Origin of the sequence: Halobacillus sp. ACCC02827, from assembly GCF_030291935.1 — a bacterium.
Taxonomy (GTDB): Bacteria; Bacillota; Bacilli; order Bacillales; family Halobacillaceae; genus Halobacillus.
In genome coordinates this window covers 2,319,233-2,335,043 of record NZ_CP128168.1, presented here as the reverse complement: position 1 = coordinate 2,335,043, position 15,811 = coordinate 2,319,233, and the positions used below count along the sequence as shown (strand labels likewise).

Here is a 15,811-nt window from a genome sequence, read left to right as displayed (position 1 = left end):
ATGAGAAAGCTCGTGCTACATACAGAAACGACGGAAAAGTCCGCCGTTGTCATAGAAAACGGCGTTATTCAGGAATATGTCCTGGACCGGCCCGGAGCGGAAGCGCTCGCGGGTTCTTTATATGCAGCTAAAGTTAGAAAGGTTGATCAAGGGTTACAGGCCGCCTTTCTTGATATCGGCGAAGAAAAGAGTGGATTTCTAAGAAGGGAATCCATTCCGAGGTCTGGAGAGAGCATTCAATCGGTTCTTAGGGAAGGGGAATCCCTGATTGTCCAAGTGATAAAAGAGCCCCTTGGCGAGAAAGGGCCGCAGGTAACAGCGGATGTAACCATCCCGGGTCTGAACCTCATTTATCAGCCTTTCGGTGGAAAAGTGGTGTTCTCACGCAAACTGAAAGAGGAAGATCGGGCAAGGCTGGAAGGTCCTGTCCTTCATCAAATAGAAGATGGAGAAGGGGTGATTGTCCGTACTGGAGCGGCCGAGGCGGCAGTGAATGACGTTTGTGAGGAGCTTTGTCACCTGCGCAGGAAATGGGAGTCCGTTTTAAATGGGAGGACGGACAAATCGGGAAAACTGTTTCAGGAAAGTCTGATTCCGGATCAGCTGCTGCGAAAATTCCCCGTCACTTCTATCAAGGAGATCGTCTTCGACAGCGGAACGCCTGCCAAAGAGGCAAGGGAACGGTATCCATCTTTATCTCCTCTCATCCGCTGGAGCAGAAATTTATCCGAAGAGCTGCCTGTTTCGTTGGATCTTCTGCAGCAGCAAATGCTATCAGATAAGGTGGAAATCGGAAACGGGACCCGTCTTAATATTAATCAGACGGAAGCAATGGCGGTTATTGATGTAAACAGCTCTACATTCAAAGGACGCGCTTTCTCCAATTCCCAGGCGCTTCAGGTCAATCTTGAAGCGGTCCCGGAAATTCAACGGCAGATCCGTCTCCGTAATCTGTCCGGGATCATCATCGTCGACTTCCTTTCTATGAAAGATCAGAAATCCAACGCACGACTGATCGCGGAAATAAAAAAGGCGCTTCGGTACGACCCGGTCCATACAACGGTGCTCGGGTTGACGAAGCTCGGACTCTTGGAAATGACAAGGAAGAGAGAAGGTGCGAGACTGCCGGACCTTCTTGCTGAACAGCAATCACCATCGTTCACGATGGAGACTGCCGTCTATCGTCTGGAGCGGGAGCTAATCGATTCCAAGGGAGACGGCACGGAGGCGAAGCTCCTTGTAGTGAATCCTCTTTTCCATAATGAAAAAAAACGATTGCTTTCCGGGGCGATTTCTAGTAAAATTCCACAGGAGCTGTTTGTTAGGGAGGATTCCCAAATTCTTCACTATCAAATAGAGCTTGAAGGGTCTTTAAACATGATCCGGGATGCTGTTCAGCGCCGCGGATATCATGTTGACAACTTGTTTTGATCTGTGGTAACATTGTTTTGTTATTCAAGTAGCACTTCGATGCTACAACCGCGCAGAACAGGTTTTAAACCGATTTCCGGTACCTGAATGGCGAGTCTGAGTAAATCGAGGAGGTGCAAGTATGTACGCAATTATTGAAACTGGTGGCAAGCAAGTGAAAGTGGAGAAAGGCCAGGAGATCTTCGTTGAGAAAATGGACGTAGAAGCTGGTGAATCTGTTACTTTTGACAAAGTTCTTTTCGTAGGCGGAGATGACACGAAAGTGGGAGCTCCTTACGTTGACGGTGCTTCTGTAACGGCTAAAGTTGAAAAACAAGGTCGTCAAAAGAAAATCACTGTATTCAAATACAAGCCGAAGAAGAACTACAAGCGCAAACAAGGTCATCGTCAGCCATACACGAAACTTATCGTTGAAGACATCAACGCGTAAGGATCGTCCTGATGATACATGTATCGATGTTTCGCTCGCACGGCTCGATTACCGGATTTGAAGTATCCGGTCATGCAGAGAGTGGTCCTTATGGCCATGATCTCGTATGTGCAGCTGTTTCTGCTGTTACCTTTGGTGCAGTGAATGCAGTCATCAGTCTGTGTGAATTCGAACCTGCTGTCGAACAAGGCGGAGAAGGTGGATACTTAAAGATCACCCTTCCCGGGAATATGGATGAATCCGTTCATTCTAAAGCCCAAACGCTCTTGGAAGGCATGTTGGTTTCATTGGAAACCATTGAAAATGAGTACGCTCAATATATTAAAATATCCCATCGATAAGGAGGTGAAGACTCATGCTACGTCTTGATTTGCAGTTTTTCGCCCAGAAGAAGGGTGTAGGTAGTACAAAGAACGGCCGTGATTCCGAGTCTAAACGTCTTGGAGCTAAACGTGCAGACGGACAAACTGTAACAGGTGGTTCTATCCTTTACCGTCAACGCGGTACGAAGATCTACCCTGGTGCAAACGTCGGCCGCGGTGGTGACGACACGTTGTTCGCGAAAGTGGACGGTGTTGTTAAATTCGAACGTTACGGACGTGACCGTAAGAAAGTCAGCGTCTATCCTGTACAACAGGAAGCGTAACTGAATACGATCCTGCAGCACAAAAGCCGCGCTTTGCTTTTCGCATAAGCGCGGCTTTTTCTATATTGTTTGCCATGCGCTTCGAGGGCTGTTTAGGTTTCCTTGGATTTTTGCTATACTTTTTATTATTATGGGTGAACGAGGAGCTGACAGGATGGGAGAACAGGATATCATTACCGTGTTGAGGCATAAGCGTCATGACTGGATGAATCAAATTCAATTGATCCATGGGTATGCGTCTCTCGGAAAGCAGGACAAACTTATGGAACAGATTGAAGAAGTGAAGGAAGAGGCGGAAGAGGAGCGGAAGTTGTTAAATAGTCATGCAGGAGCATTCTCCATCTGGCTGTTGACGTTCAATTGGACGCACGATTCCTATCGAGTGAAATTCTCCTTTGTGGACGATGTTGATTTATCCCGTCATGATCAGAGGTTGACCGCTTATGGGATACGGATGATACAGCTCATGGACGAGCATACAGTACCGGGCGAGTTGTATGAAGGGGTGCTTACGATTTATGTGGGCGGCCAGAATGCTTTAGGACTGAGTTGGGAATGGGAAGGACCTTTCATTAACGGGGACGATTTAAAGCAGAAGCTGAATCATGAAGGGTTCATCGTAACATTATTTGATAACAAAGAACTTTCTATCGAAATGACGATAGAATGAAGAGGTGAATAGAATGTTTGTCGATCAGGTCAAAGTATTCGTTAAAGGTGGCGACGGAGGGAACGGTCTCGTCGCATACAGACGTGAAAAGTACGTTCCAATGGGCGGTCCTGCCGGCGGTGACGGCGGAAACGGTGGAGATGTCGTATTTGAAGTGGATGAAGGACTCAATACATTAATGGACTTCCGGTATCAGCACCATTTCAAGGCGACCCGCGGACAAAACGGTATGAACCAGAAACAGCACGGCAAGAATGCGGAGCCGCTCGTCGTGAGTGTGCCTCCTGGAACAACGGTTAAAGTAGCAGAAACAGGCAAGGTGATCGCCGATTTAACGGAACATAAGCAGCGCTCAGTCATCGCTAAAGGAGGCCGGGGAGGGCGTGGGAATGCCCGATTCGCTACGGCACGCAACCCTGCACCGGAAATCGCTGAAAATGGAGAGCAGGGCCAGGAATTAGATGTCATCGTTGAGCTGAAGCTTCTTGCTGACGTCGGTCTTGTCGGGTTCCCAAGTGTCGGGAAATCCACCTTCCTTTCCGTAGTGACGGCAGCAAAACCGAAAATTGCCGATTATCACTTTACGACGCTGTCTCCAAACTTAGGTGTCGTGGAGAGTCAGGATCATCGTAGTTTCGTTCTTGCCGATCTTCCTGGTCTGATTGAAGGGGCGCACGAGGGAGTAGGTCTTGGCCATCAGTTCCTTCGTCATGTCGAACGGACTCGCCTGCTTCTGCATGTCATTGACATGTCCGGCGTGGAAGGACGGGACCCATATGACGATTACGTGACGATTAACAATGAATTGTCGTCGTATGATAAACGATTGGAAAACCGCCCGCAAATCATCGTGGCAAACAAGATGGATATGCCGGAATCTGCGGAGAACCTAGAGGCTTTTAAAGAGCAGCTGGGTGATACGGAAGCAGACATTTATTCCATATCTACGGTAACGAGAGAAGGGTTAGAGGAGCTTCTTTATGCAGTCGCCGACAAATTAGATCAGATTCCTAAGCAGGAAGAAGAGATTGAAGAAGTCGACGAGCGTGTGATCTATAAGTACGAGAAAGAAGAAGCAGCGTTCAAAGTCCGTCGTGATGATGACGGAGCATACGTATTGTATGGCGATAAAATTGAATCCCTGTTCCGCAGGACCGACTTCTCGCGTGATCAGTCGATCAACCGATTCGCGCGTCAAATGCGGAGCATGGGGGTAGATGAAGAATTGCGTAAACGTGGTGCGGAGAACGGAGATACTGTCCGTCTGCTTGACTACGAATTTGAATTCGTCGATTAAGGGAGGCAGAGCCGATGGCGGATTATAATGAGAAGTTTTATTTAGTCCGTAGTGACATCCTCCCGGAAGCGATGAAGAAAACGATTGATGCGAAAGCCCTGCTGGAGCGGGGGAAAGTGGAGTCGATTTTCGATGCCGTCCAGAAGGTGGGACTTTCCAGAAGCGCTTTTTACAAATATAGAGATGCCGTGTTCCCTTTTCAGGCAATGGTCAAAGAACAGATGATCACGTTGTTCTTCCATTTAGAAGACAGGAAAGGGACACTTTCTGATCTGCTGATGATCGTAGCGAGGTCAGGTTGTAACGTTTTGACGATCCATCAGACGATTCCGTTACAGGGGAAAGCAAACGTCACGTTGTCCCTGAATACGTCAGGAATGACAGGATCAATTGAGAAATTACTGCAGCAACTGCATAAGCTGGACTTTGTGGATCGTGTAGAGATTCTCAGTTCGGGAGCATAATTTGGAGGGGAAATCATGTCGGAACAACGGATCGGATACTTAGGACCTAAAGGAACATTTACGAAAATGGCCGTGGACGCTATGTTTGATGGAGGGACGTATGTAAGTTTTGAAACCATTCCCTCCTGTCTGGATGCCGTTGAAAAGGGAGAGATAGCGACAGCAGTCGTACCGTTGGAAAATGCTATCGAGGGATCGGTGCATTTGACGATCGATTACCTGGTCCACCAAGTGGATCAATCGATTATTGCAGAGCTTACGGTGCCGATCAAACAACACCTGCTTGTCCATCCTGATCATCACGGGCAGGAAATTGAAAAAGTGTATTCACACAGTCATGCCATTGCCCAGTGTCACCAATATCTGCACAGCCATTATCCGGATGCGCAATTGGAATCGACAACTTCCACGGGCAGAGCGGCTGAAATGGTTTCTGAAATCGGTCCCGGGGTTGCAGCGATTGCCAATCATCTGGCTGCTGAACAGAATGGTCTGCGGATGCTGGCTTCGGATATCCATGATTATGATAATAACCATACCCGTTTTGCCGTCGTCCAGAAGACGCCGCATACGCTGAAAGTGAAGGACCATCCGGTGTCAAGCCATAAGACGACAGTGATGGTAACACTGCCGAAAGATTATGTAGGGGCGCTCCATCAGGTGCTTGCTGCCTTTGCTTGGAGGAAGATGAACTTATCCAAGATCGAATCCCGTCCGATGAAGACCGGGCTCGGCAACTATTTCTTCCTGATAGATGTGGATCAGCCTTACGATCAGGTGCTGTTTCCAGGTGTGCAGGCAGAGTTGGAAGCGTTAGGCTGTCAGCTTCGCGTTCTTGGGACCTATCCGACCTATCAGTTGGACATTCCTACTCCGGTACAAAAAGCATAAAAAAAAACACAAACCCCCGGAATCCTATAAACATAGGGTTCCGGGGGTTTGTTTATATTTTTTTCGAATTTATTGTAGGCTTTTTCATCAATCTTTCGGGTTGTCTTGCATAGAGTGTTATTGAGCTATTATTGTCTTATCGTTTTTTAGATTGACAGGAAGGGAGTTGCAGATGTGAGAATTCACATTGTACAAAAAGGAGATACACTCTGGAACATTGCCAAGAAATATGGGGTTAACTTTGAAGAGTTGAAATCCGTAAATACCCAGCTATCCAATCCTGATATGATCATGCCGGGTATGAAGATCAAAGTCCCTCAAGGTACGAAGCAGGTGAAAAAGGAAGCACCCAAGCAGCAAATGGCTCCAGCGCCTGCACCGAAGAAGGAAATGCCGATGCCTTCTCCTCCGCCGGCAATGAAGGAAGATGAGAAAAAACCGGTCAAGGGTGTCATGGAAAAACCGATGATGCCGATGCAGCCAATTAACATGAATATGCCGATCACCATGCCGAGCATCGATCAGCAGATGCAAAATTATTATACGACCTTCCACCTGCCGCAGATGCCCGCGCCGCAGCCGAAAGAGGAAGAGTCTCCGGAAGAAGTGAAGGCTCCGGAAGTGAAAGGGGAACAGTTCGTACCGGCACCTATGCCACAGCAGCCGTATTGCCCTCCACAGGGTCCCCAACTCGTTCATACCGACTTCTATTGCTGTCCTCCGCATCCGGTCATGATGCCGATGCACATGCCGATGCAGCAGCCAATGCCAATGCAGCAGCCGATGCCAATGCAGCAGCCGATGCCGATGCACATGCCAATGCAGCAGCAGATGTGGGAAGAAGAGTCCAATAACATGATGAGTCCCGGTACACAGTCCGGTGGCTGTGGCTGTGGGGGCGGCCAGTCACTGCCGCAAGGACAGATGGGCTATGGCGCACCGATGCCGTACCATCACGGGGGCTGGCAGCAGGGTTATCCTGGTTGGGGTCAACAAGGACCATATATGCCGCAGGGACAGCAGGGCTGGGGGCAGCCGATGTGGCCGGGTTATCAGCAACCTTGGCGGGAAGATGATTTAGATGAGAGCTGACAAGAGGAAGGGCGATTCATATACGGATCGCCTTTTTCATTGGCTCCAGGCAGAGGAAGGTCTGCCGATCACTTTCGAGCGGCATATTAAACCAAAAGTGTACCAGGTCAACTACAAGGATCAATCGTTCATCTTGAAAGGGTATCGCAGGCCCCGTGTCATTGACCAGCAGCTGGAATTTTTTAAGCATTGGAATTACGCTTACAGAATAGCAGCGCGTCCGGTGCCGTTTCCCGATAGAAAAGAAACGAAAGGAAGGCTTGGATGTGAGTGGGCGCTTTTTGAACATGTGAACGGACACCACGCAGATTTCAACAAGCACCATGACCGTAAGCAGGCAGTACGCATCCTTCACCATTTCCACCGAACTACGAAAGGGATCGGGGTGCTTTCGGTTCCCAAAGACCCGCTTTACGTCAAATGGGAGCGGCGTCTGGAACAATTTGAAGAGACGAGAGACACCTTCCTTGATTTAGGAAAGAAACATATGTATGAAGAAATTCGTTCTTCCATGCTGCAGCGCCTGGAGGATTTTTCTGAACATCCATGGGGGGAAATCGAAGAACGGGCGTGGAATCATCATGAATGGCTGCATGGAGATGTCGCCCACCATAATTTCATGGTGACAAAGGATAAGCAGATCAAATTGATCGATTTCGATCTTCTTCATACCGGACCCCATTTATACGACCACATTCAATTAGCTCAACGCTTTCTCCCCTGTTTAGAAAAAGACCGTACAGCATTGATTTCTTACTTCCCGCATGTGAAGGAGAAGGAAATCTGGTGGAAAGGGGTCCTCGTTCCTGCTGACCTGCTGCGCGAATGGCTTTACGGGTACAGAAGCGGTGTGAGGGAAGGATCGACGATGCAGCGGCCGATGCGGAAGCTGGAAAAAGCCTGGGAAAGTAGAAAGATGTTTGTCCGATATGCAGAACATATGCTATGATTGTATATCATATGTGTGAAAGGATGAACAATCCGGTGGAACAAAAAGTAAATCAAATCGTAGCATGGTTGCAGGAACAAGTAGAAAAAGCAAATGTAGAAGGTTTGCTTGTCGGGGTAAGTGGAGGAATCGACTCTGCAGTTGTTGCCAACCTAATCAAGAAAGCCTTTCCTGAACGCTCTTTAGGCGTAATTATGCCTTGTAAGAGCCAATCGGACGATCAAACGCATGCCCAGAGCGTAATTGATGCATGCGACCTGTCTTCCATCGTCGTAGACTTGACCGAAACGCATAATGTCATGTTCTCCACCATTAAAGAACAGCTGGAGAGCGAGGGGCAGTGGAATGAAGAGCAATCCCAGCTCGCAGATGCCAACCTTCGTGCCCGTTTGAGAATGAGTACGCTTTACACAGTTGCTACAAACCACAAATACCTTGTTGTAGGAACAGACAATGCTGCCGAATGGTACACAGGTTACTTCACTAAGTTCGGGGACGGCGGGGTAGACCTCGTTCCACTTGTGAACTTGACAAAAGGAGAAGTCCGGGAAATGGCAGAATACCTTGGAGTTCCGAAAGAAGTCATCCATAAACAGCCGAGTGCCGGCCTATGGGAAGGACAGACAGACGAAAATGAAATGGGAACCAGCTATGAGATGATCGATCGTCACTTGAAGGGGGAAGAAATCCCTGAGAAAGACCGTCAAATCATTGAAGCTTTACACAAACGTTCCGCTCATAAGCGTCAGCTGCCGCCTGCACCGCCTCAATAAGCTTGGCGAATATTGTCAGATTAAAACATTCTTCTTGGACCCATAGTAAGGGAAAAAGGAGAATGTTTTTATGTGGAAATTATTCATCGTCTTCATCCTCATACCGGGGGTGCTCGCAGCCTGCCAGACAGGAAAGGAAGAAACGGTTCCCGAACCGAAAGAGTCCATTTATGAACCGATGGAATATCAAGCAGACGAAGGAACCGAGCGAAGAGGAAAGATCCCTACAGGGAAAGACAGCTACTTCAAGCGGACGGCAGACGAAGAGTTCCGGCAGTCCAAATATCAAGAAACAAATCGTTCCCACGATAACGACTTCAATAACGAAGATGCGATGCGTGTCGTCGAAAAGGTCAATGAGCTGGATGAAGTGACCATGGCCCAGGCGTTTTCAACCGATGACCGTATGTACGTCGCTGTCATGATTAACCCTTATGACCGGAGAAATCAATCGATACCGGACAAAATTGAAGAGAAAGTAGCAGAGGTTTCAGATAAGAAAGTCACGATATATACGAACAACAATAACTGGGATCACATGAAAGATTTAAATTCCAGATTAAAAGCGTCTGACATGCCGGATAAGTGGAAAAACCGCTTCCAAAGTTTCTTTAATCAGAACTAATTCGGCAGACTTTCAAGCATTTTGGGGATTATGATATATTTATAAAGGAAAAGATTTGCATGGGAGAGGAGAATGTCCATGGCTGGTCATTCAAAATGGAGTAACATTAAGCATCGCAAAGGGGCGCAGGACGCAAAACGCGGCAAACTGTTCATGAAACTGGCCCGGGAAATATTTATGGCTGCCAAGCAGGGAGGCGGAGATCCTGAGACGAACCCGCCTCTACGCTTAGCTATGGATAAAGCACGTGCCAACAACATGCCCAAAGATAACGTTGATCGTGCCATCAAGAAAGCTACAGGGGACCTGGACGGCGTCCATTATGAAGAATATACGTATGAAGGCTACGGCCCTGGTGGTGTTGCGGTTATGGTGAAAGTATTGACAGATAATAAGAATCGCACGGCGGCGGATGTACGACATGCGTTCAACAAAAATGATGGGAACCTCGGTGAAAATGGATGTGTTTCCTTTATGTTTCAACGTTCTGGTTATTTAGTGATTGATCGTTCTTTGACAGATGCAGATGAAGAAGACATGATGTTGGAAGCGATCGAAGCCGGAGCGGAAGAATTGGAAACATATGAAGACCGGTTTGAAATATATACTGCGCCGGAGTCGTTCTCAACTGTCAAAGATGCCCTAAAGGACAGCGGATACCAATTTCTTACCAATGAAGTGACGATGATACCGGAAACATACACAGACCTTGATGAATCAGGAGTAGAGAAAATGCTCAAACTGATTGATATGCTCGAGGATAATGATGATGTCCAGGAAGTTTATCATAACCTGGATGCAGATGAATCTGTTCTGGCGAAATTGTCCTGACCCTTTTCTATCATAATAACTTTCATTCCCGGACACACTAGGAATGGAAGTTATTTTAGTTTATGGGGGGAACCGAGTATGAAACGCTTGTGGTGGGCTATCGGCATCAGTCTCCTTCTTGTTGGCTGGCAGGGGATGGAAAACAGTAGCGACCGACCTTTGAAGGTAGAAGACCATCCTTTCCAACGAAACATTGACGGGAAGGTGTCAGAAAGCAGCACAGAAGAGACGCGTGTGCAGGCGGAACCTCTGACACTTATAGTCGTGTTGAAGAAGCATTATAGGGATGGAGTCACAGAAACGACTCAGGAAGAAGAAACAATCTGGTCCATGCCGGATTTTTGGGCGGAATACGCTGGTTGGACAGTAGAAGAGCAGGAAGTCGGGAAAATCGTGTTTCAACGACAAGTGGAAGATATCTCTCCATTGACGAAGAGCCAAGGATATTTCGGTCTAAATAAGGATGGGGAGCTTGCGGTCTTTCAAGGGCTTCCGGATCATGGGGAAGTGATAGAATCATTCAAGCCCGTACCTGTGAAGCCGCTGGAATCCAAGTATAAAAATAAATTGAAGACGGGGATAAAAATAAAAGATTTCCGCCATTTTGAACAAGTGGTGCAGAGGGTGACGGAGGAAGAGCATGCCTGATCCATGCATAAGAAATTATAGAAAAAACGAATGCCGACCCTTTGTTAATTAAGGAAGCATTCGTTTTTTTGTGAAAAGTTGTCTCCTCTTTTTTTTCGGAGAAAAGGATCCGTGTTGCAAGGTTTGAAGGATGGGCGAACATGTGCTTCTATGTTACAATAACAGTATTAGTTATTAAAGGTTGGAGAGGATTAGTTACATGATCAGTTATGTCAGAGGAATCGTTACGACGCTTGATGAAGGGTCGATGACTATAGAAACGAACGGGATAGGGTATGAGATTTTATGTGCCAACCCCTTTCATTTTCAAGATGAAATGAATCAGGAAGTGAAAGTACATACGTATCATTACATCAGGGAAGATAACCAGTCGCTGTTCGGTTTCCGCAAGAAAGAGGATAAACAGTTGTTTGCCCAGCTGCTGAACGTGTCAGGAATTGGACCGAAGGGCGCACTCGCCATTCTGGGGACGGTAAGTGTTCCGGAATTCGTATCCGCGATTGAGCAGGAAGATGAGAAGTACTTGACTAAGTTTCCCGGTGTTGGGAAGAAGACAGCCCGCCAAATGATTCTTGATCTTAAAGGCAAACTTATCGTCTGGCTTCCGGATGAAGAGAACGAAAATACGCTGTTCTACAAAGAAGATTTGACCTCCGTAGAACGCAGAGAACGTCTGGATGATGCTATTGAGGCACTCAAGGCGCTCGGTTATACAGAGAAAGAAGTGAAGTTTGTTCGTAAAGAACTGGAGAAGACGAAGCAGGGGAGTGTGGACGATTATGTCCGCCAGGGTCTGCAGCTATTGATGAAAGCTTGAAGGAGGATGACTGGTGGAAGATCGTATGATATCTGGAGAACAGCAGGAGGTAGATCAGGATATAGAGCTGAGTCTCCGTCCTGAAACGCTTAGGCAGTATATCGGCCAGGACCAGGTGAAGGGTAATTTGAAAATATTCATTGAGGCAGCGCGAATGAGAAACGAACCGCTGGACCATGCTCTTTTGTACGGGCCGCCGGGATTGGGGAAAACGACGCTCGCTTCTATCATAGCCAATGAAATGGGTGTTCAATTCCGTACAACTGCTGGTCCTGCCATTGAAAGGGCTGGAGATTTGGCAGCTATCTTATCTTCGCTGGAACCCGGGGATGTTTTATTTATTGATGAGATTCACCGACTCCCGAGATCGGTGGAAGAAGTACTGTATCCTGCCATGGAGGACTTTTGCCTCGATATCGTCGTTGGTACAGGTCCGAGCGCCCGTTCTGTCCGTCTTGACCTCCCGCCTTTCACGCTTGTAGGAGCAACGACTCGGGCCGGGCTGCTTTCCGCACCGCTGAGAGATCGTTTCGGGGTCCACAGCCGCTTGGAATATTATGATACCCAGGCGTTATGCTCCATTGTGGAAAGGACGGCTGAAATTTTCCACGTGGACATCGATAAAGAAGCGGCATCTGAAGTGGCACGGCGTTCTCGTGGAACACCGCGTATCGCCAACCGGCTCTTGAAGCGGGTGCGTGATATTGCGCAAGTGAAGGGAGAATCCGTCATTTCCAAGCAAACGACGAGAGAAGCTCTTCGAATGCTGCAAGTGGATGCGGAAGGACTGGATTTCATCGATCATAAGCTTTTGGAAGGAATTATGGACGGTTTTCAAGGAGGTCCGGTCGGGCTGGATACAATCGCTGCTACGATCGGGGAAGAACCACAGACGATCGAAGACGTGTACGAACCTTATCTCCTTCAAATCGGTTATATCCAACGTACGCCGAGGGGCCGGGTTGTGACACCGAAAGCTTATGCTCACTTCAACAGGGAGGTGCCCGGCTCTTGACTGGGTTCGGTAAAATCTTTATTGTTATAGGGATTGTGTTTATCGTCATCGGTCTACTGTGGAGTATCTTTGGCAAGCTTCCAGGAGACATCAGCTTCAGGAAAGGAAACATGACCTTCTATTTTCCTATTGTGACCTCGATTGTCGTGAGTATCGTCCTTTCCTTCCTTTTCTATTTGATAAACAAATGGTGAATTAAAAACATAGCAAGAATAGGGGATTAGCATGGATATTAAGCAATATGATTTTGAACTGCCGGAAGAACTGATTGCCCAAGTGCCTTTGGAGGATCGTTCTTCGTCCCGTTTGATGGTTTGCAACCGCGAGGACCAATCTATTGAACATACGCGCTTTTCCAAAATTACCGACCATCTTAACGAAGGAGACTGCCTTGTATTGAACAATACACGTGTGCTTCCTGCGCGGTTGTATGGGGCCAGGGAGGACACAGGCGGCAAGGTGGAAGTTCTTCTTCTTCATCAGACAGAGGCGGATGAATGGGAAGTGCTTGTGAAGCCTGCCAAGAAAATCAAGCTGGGGACACGAATCGTCTTCGGCGACGGTCAGCTCGCCGCGGAATGTACGGAGATACAGGAGCATGGCGGTCGTAAAGTCAAGTTTCATTATGAAGGGATCTTCCTTGAGGTTTTGGAATCGTTGGGGGAAATGCCTCTGCCTCCTTATATCAAGGAACAGTTATCCGACCGTGAACGTTACCAAACCGTCTATGCGAAAGAAGAAGGATCTGCGGCCGCACCGACGGCAGGCCTCCATTTCACAGAGGAGCTGTTGACAGAGCTTCAGGAAAAAGGAGTCGAGATTGCTTATCTGACTCTTCATGTAGGACTAGGCACATTCCGCCCGGTCAGTGTTGATAATATAGAAGAACACGATATGCATGCAGAATTTTATCGTTTAAATGAAGAAACAGCTGCGCATCTTCGTAATGTAAGAGCGAAGGGAGGCCGTATCATTTCTGTCGGTACGACCTCGACACGAACACTTGAAACGATAGTTAGAGACCACGGGGACTTCAAAGCAGCAAGTGGATGGACGGATATCTTCATTTACCCGCCACAGAAGTTGCAGGCGATCGACGGGTTAATAACGAATTTTCACCTGCCTAAATCGACATTGATTATGCTCGTCAGTGCATTTGCCGGTACGGAGTTCGTTATGGAAGCCTATCATAAAGCCGTCGAAGAGCGCTATCGTTTCTTCAGCTTCGGAGACGCGATGTTCCTTACATGATTTTGTATCTTAAGAGTAAGAAAGGGAAGAAAACATGGCAATCACTTATGAATTAATAAAAACTTGTAAACAGACTGGGGCGCGGCTTGGGAAAGTACACACGCCTCACGGTTCTTTTGAAACTCCGATGTTTATGCCGGTAGGGACGCTTGCTACCGTTAAAACGATGAGTCCGGAAGAACTGGAAAGAATGGGCGCACAAATCATCCTTTCCAATACGTATCACCTGTGGCTCCGCCCGGGGGAGGATATCGTCGAAGAAGCAGGCGGCCTCCACAAATTTATGAACTGGGACGGCTCTATCCTGACAGATTCCGGCGGGTTCCAGGTATTCAGCCTGAGTGACTTAAGAAGAATTGAAGAAGAGGGCGTCCATTTCCGCAATCATATCAGCGGAGAAAAACTTTTCCTTTCTCCAGAGAAAGCCATGCGTATTCAGAACTCACTGGGAGCGGATATTATGATGGCCTTCGACGAATGCCCTCCTTATCCCGCAGAACATGAGTATATGAAAAAGTCCGTCGAACGGACAAGCCGCTGGGCGGAACGCTGTCTGGAGGCACATAAGCGACCTAACGACCAAGGGCTGTTCGGAATCATCCAAGGTGGAGAGTACGAAGACCTGCGCCGGCAGAGTGCGATGGATCTAACGTCTATGGACTTCCCGGGGTACGCTGTAGGAGGTTTGTCTGTTGGGGAACCGAAGGACGTCATGAACCGCGTACTTGAATTTACGACTCCTCTGCTTCCTTCCGAGAAGCCCCGCTATTTAATGGGAGTCGGCTCCCCCGACTCGCTCATTGACGGTTCCATCCGTGGAATCGACATGTTCGACTGTGTCCTTCCAACAAGGATTGCGAGGAACGGTACATTGATGACATCGGAAGGCCGATTGGTCGTGAGAAATGCTAAATATGCGCGCGATTTCCGACCAATTGATGAGAATTGCGATTGCCATACGTGCCGGAATTACAGCCGTGCATACATCCGTCACCTGGTTAAAGCGAATGAAACATTCGGATTCAGACTTACGACTTATCATAACCTTTATTTTCTGTTAAACTTAATGGGGCAAGTGCGTGAAGCCATTCGAGAAGATCGACTCGGTGACTTTAGAGAAGAATTCTTTGAAATGTATGGTTTCAACAAACCAAACGCAAAGAACTTTTAGAAAGGGGGGAAATAAATGGAGACATTAGTAGGATTATTGCCGATTATTCTAATGTTTGTCATTTTCTATTTCCTATTGATCCGACCGCAGCAAAAGAAACAGAAACAAGTGCAGCAGATGCAGTCGGACTTACAAAAGGGTGATAGAATCATAACAATTGGAGGACTACACGGTACGATTCATGCTATAGATGAAGGTACGCTGGTTGTCACTGTTCAAGATGGTACACAGCTTAAGTTTGATCGTTCTTCTGTTCGTGAAAAACTCAGCTGATGAGACAAAAAATCCCGTTACACACCGTGTAGCGGGATTTTTTATGCATTCTTTCACCTGGCCGCTTTTCTCGGCAGGTTTACTCCGATCATGCCTCCGAGCCATGCAGCCAGGACAAGGCCGCCGAAATAACTAAGCTGTGGCAGGGAGATTAACGTGTTTTCAAAGATGATTTGAAACAGTATCATGGCACTAACAAATATTACTCCCGTCATCCCGCCTGACAGCCATCCTTTTTGTTCGCCTTTATAAGCGGCAAGCATTCCACCCACGGCGAGGATCGTTAAACCAGTCACCAGAGCAATCTGGTTCAACGTGCCGTATTCCATGGATGTAAAGCGAAGGAGCAGAGCCAGTACACCAGCCGCTGTAATCATCAAAAGGAAGATAGAACCGACACCATACCCAAGTACTCCCTGTAGTAATTTCTTCATCCCATCCCTCCTCTCTATAACGCCTGTCTTTTCTATCTATATGCATGTTTTATACAGGGATAGAAGTAGATATTTCCCCTTCCATATGAATAGGTATAAGTAA

The 15,811-nt window shown here is 47.5% G+C and carries 21 protein-coding genes and 1 other annotated feature; of the genes, 20 read left to right on the top strand and 1 reads right to left on the bottom strand.

The genetic code is table 11. The features are described 5' to 3' along the window. The 20 genes from QRD89_RS12445 to yajC all read left to right on the top strand — a co-directional run bounded on the left by QRD89_RS12445 (position 1) and on the right by yajC (position 15,274). Complete coding sequence (locus tag QRD89_RS12445) at positions 1 to 1,431, top strand: ribonuclease E/G (RefSeq protein WP_286095350.1); 1,431 nt, start codon at positions 1 to 3, stop codon at positions 1,429 to 1,431. Positions 1,432 to 1,467: 36 nt separating this feature from the next. Then, positions 1,468 to 1,539: a sequence feature (ribosomal protein L21 leader region), on the top strand. Between the two features lie 13 nt (positions 1,540 to 1,552). Continuing rightward, positions 1,553 to 1,861 carry a 50S ribosomal protein L21 gene (gene rplU, locus QRD89_RS12440; RefSeq protein WP_008637938.1) on the top strand — a complete coding sequence of 103 codons (309 nt, stop codon included), beginning with the start codon at positions 1,553 to 1,555 and terminating at the stop codon, positions 1,859 to 1,861. Between the two features lie 11 nt (positions 1,862 to 1,872). Next, complete coding sequence (locus tag QRD89_RS12435) at positions 1,873 to 2,202, top strand: ribosomal-processing cysteine protease Prp (RefSeq protein WP_008637939.1); 330 nt, start codon at positions 1,873 to 1,875, stop codon at positions 2,200 to 2,202. A 14-nt stretch (positions 2,203 to 2,216) separates the two neighbouring features. Next, complete coding sequence (rpmA, locus tag QRD89_RS12430; RefSeq protein ID WP_026577166.1) at positions 2,217 to 2,507, top strand: 50S ribosomal protein L27; 291 nt, start codon at positions 2,217 to 2,219, stop codon at positions 2,505 to 2,507. A gap of 154 nt (positions 2,508 to 2,661) precedes the next feature. Further along, a complete protein-coding gene (locus tag QRD89_RS12425) occupies positions 2,662 to 3,177 on the top strand; it encodes a Spo0B domain-containing protein (protein WP_008637945.1) in 516 nt (171 codons plus the stop codon). 13 nt (positions 3,178 to 3,190) lie between these two features. Then, on the top strand, positions 3,191 to 4,474 hold the full coding sequence (obgE, locus tag QRD89_RS12420) for a GTPase ObgE (RefSeq protein WP_008637947.1): 1,284 nt from the start codon (positions 3,191 to 3,193) through the stop codon (positions 4,472 to 4,474). Between the two features lie 14 nt (positions 4,475 to 4,488). Continuing rightward, positions 4,489 to 4,938, top strand: coding sequence for a transcriptional regulator ThrR (gene thrR / locus QRD89_RS12415; protein WP_008637949.1), 450 nt, complete (start codon positions 4,489 to 4,491; stop codon positions 4,936 to 4,938). Between the two features lie 15 nt (positions 4,939 to 4,953). Continuing rightward, on the top strand, positions 4,954 to 5,829 hold the full coding sequence (pheA, locus tag QRD89_RS12410; RefSeq protein WP_008637956.1) for a prephenate dehydratase: 876 nt from the start codon (positions 4,954 to 4,956) through the stop codon (positions 5,827 to 5,829). Positions 5,830 to 6,003: 174 nt separating this feature from the next. Beyond that, positions 6,004 to 6,921, top strand: coding sequence for a SafA/ExsA family spore coat assembly protein (safA, locus tag QRD89_RS12405; RefSeq protein WP_286095349.1), 918 nt, complete (start codon positions 6,004 to 6,006; stop codon positions 6,919 to 6,921). After that, positions 6,911 to 7,870 (top strand): aminoglycoside phosphotransferase family protein, encoded by a 960-nt coding sequence (locus QRD89_RS12400; protein ID WP_008637960.1) that lies wholly within the window; start codon positions 6,911 to 6,913, stop codon positions 7,868 to 7,870. Before safA ends, QRD89_RS12400 begins: the two co-directional genes overlap by 11 nt. 35 nt (positions 7,871 to 7,905) lie before the next feature. Next, a complete protein-coding gene (gene nadE / locus QRD89_RS12395) occupies positions 7,906 to 8,643 on the top strand; it encodes an NAD(+) synthase (RefSeq protein ID WP_062513858.1) in 738 nt (245 codons plus the stop codon). A gap of 70 nt (positions 8,644 to 8,713) precedes the next feature. Further along, a complete protein-coding gene (locus QRD89_RS12390) occupies positions 8,714 to 9,268 on the top strand; it encodes a YhcN/YlaJ family sporulation lipoprotein (RefSeq protein WP_008637964.1) in 555 nt (184 codons plus the stop codon). Positions 9,269 to 9,346: 78 nt separating this feature from the next. Next, on the top strand, positions 9,347 to 10,099 hold the full coding sequence (locus QRD89_RS12385) for a YebC/PmpR family DNA-binding transcriptional regulator (RefSeq protein WP_286095348.1): 753 nt from the start codon (positions 9,347 to 9,349) through the stop codon (positions 10,097 to 10,099). A 78-nt stretch (positions 10,100 to 10,177) separates the two neighbouring features. Next, complete coding sequence (locus QRD89_RS12380; protein ID WP_008637966.1) at positions 10,178 to 10,747, top strand: BofC C-terminal domain-containing protein; 570 nt, start codon at positions 10,178 to 10,180, stop codon at positions 10,745 to 10,747. A 199-nt stretch (positions 10,748 to 10,946) separates the two neighbouring features. Further along, positions 10,947 to 11,564, top strand: a complete 618-nt coding sequence (gene ruvA / locus QRD89_RS12375; RefSeq protein WP_008637967.1) for a Holliday junction branch migration protein RuvA — start codon at positions 10,947 to 10,949, stop codon at positions 11,562 to 11,564. Between the two features lie 13 nt (positions 11,565 to 11,577). Beyond that, positions 11,578 to 12,579: a Holliday junction branch migration DNA helicase RuvB gene (ruvB, locus tag QRD89_RS12370; RefSeq protein WP_286095347.1), complete on the top strand. Its 1,002-nt coding sequence runs from the start codon at positions 11,578 to 11,580 to the stop codon at positions 12,577 to 12,579. Then, positions 12,576 to 12,773 carry a DUF2905 domain-containing protein gene (locus tag QRD89_RS12365; RefSeq protein ID WP_008637970.1) on the top strand — a complete coding sequence of 66 codons (198 nt, stop codon included), beginning with the start codon at positions 12,576 to 12,578 and terminating at the stop codon, positions 12,771 to 12,773. Before ruvB ends, QRD89_RS12365 begins: the two co-directional genes overlap by 4 nt. A 31-nt stretch (positions 12,774 to 12,804) precedes the next feature. Then, the gene (gene queA, locus QRD89_RS12360) at positions 12,805 to 13,830 is read left to right on the top strand and encodes a tRNA preQ1(34) S-adenosylmethionine ribosyltransferase-isomerase QueA (protein ID WP_008637972.1); all 1,026 of its coding nucleotides are present in this window, start codon (positions 12,805 to 12,807) and stop codon (positions 13,828 to 13,830) included. 34 nt (positions 13,831 to 13,864) lie between these two features. Next, entirely contained in the window at positions 13,865 to 15,001 is a 1,137-nt protein-coding gene (tgt, locus tag QRD89_RS12355) for a tRNA guanosine(34) transglycosylase Tgt (RefSeq protein WP_008637974.1), read from the top strand. Between the two features lie 15 nt (positions 15,002 to 15,016). Next, positions 15,017 to 15,274, top strand: coding sequence for a preprotein translocase subunit YajC (yajC, locus tag QRD89_RS12350; protein WP_008637976.1), 258 nt, complete (start codon positions 15,017 to 15,019; stop codon positions 15,272 to 15,274). 53 nt (positions 15,275 to 15,327) lie between these two features. Here the strand turns inward: yajC and QRD89_RS12345 are convergent, their stop codons facing one another. Then, entirely contained in the window at positions 15,328 to 15,708 is a 381-nt protein-coding gene (locus QRD89_RS12345) for a TIGR04086 family membrane protein (RefSeq protein ID WP_008637977.1), read from the bottom strand. Positions 15,709 to 15,811 lie beyond the last annotated feature (103 nt).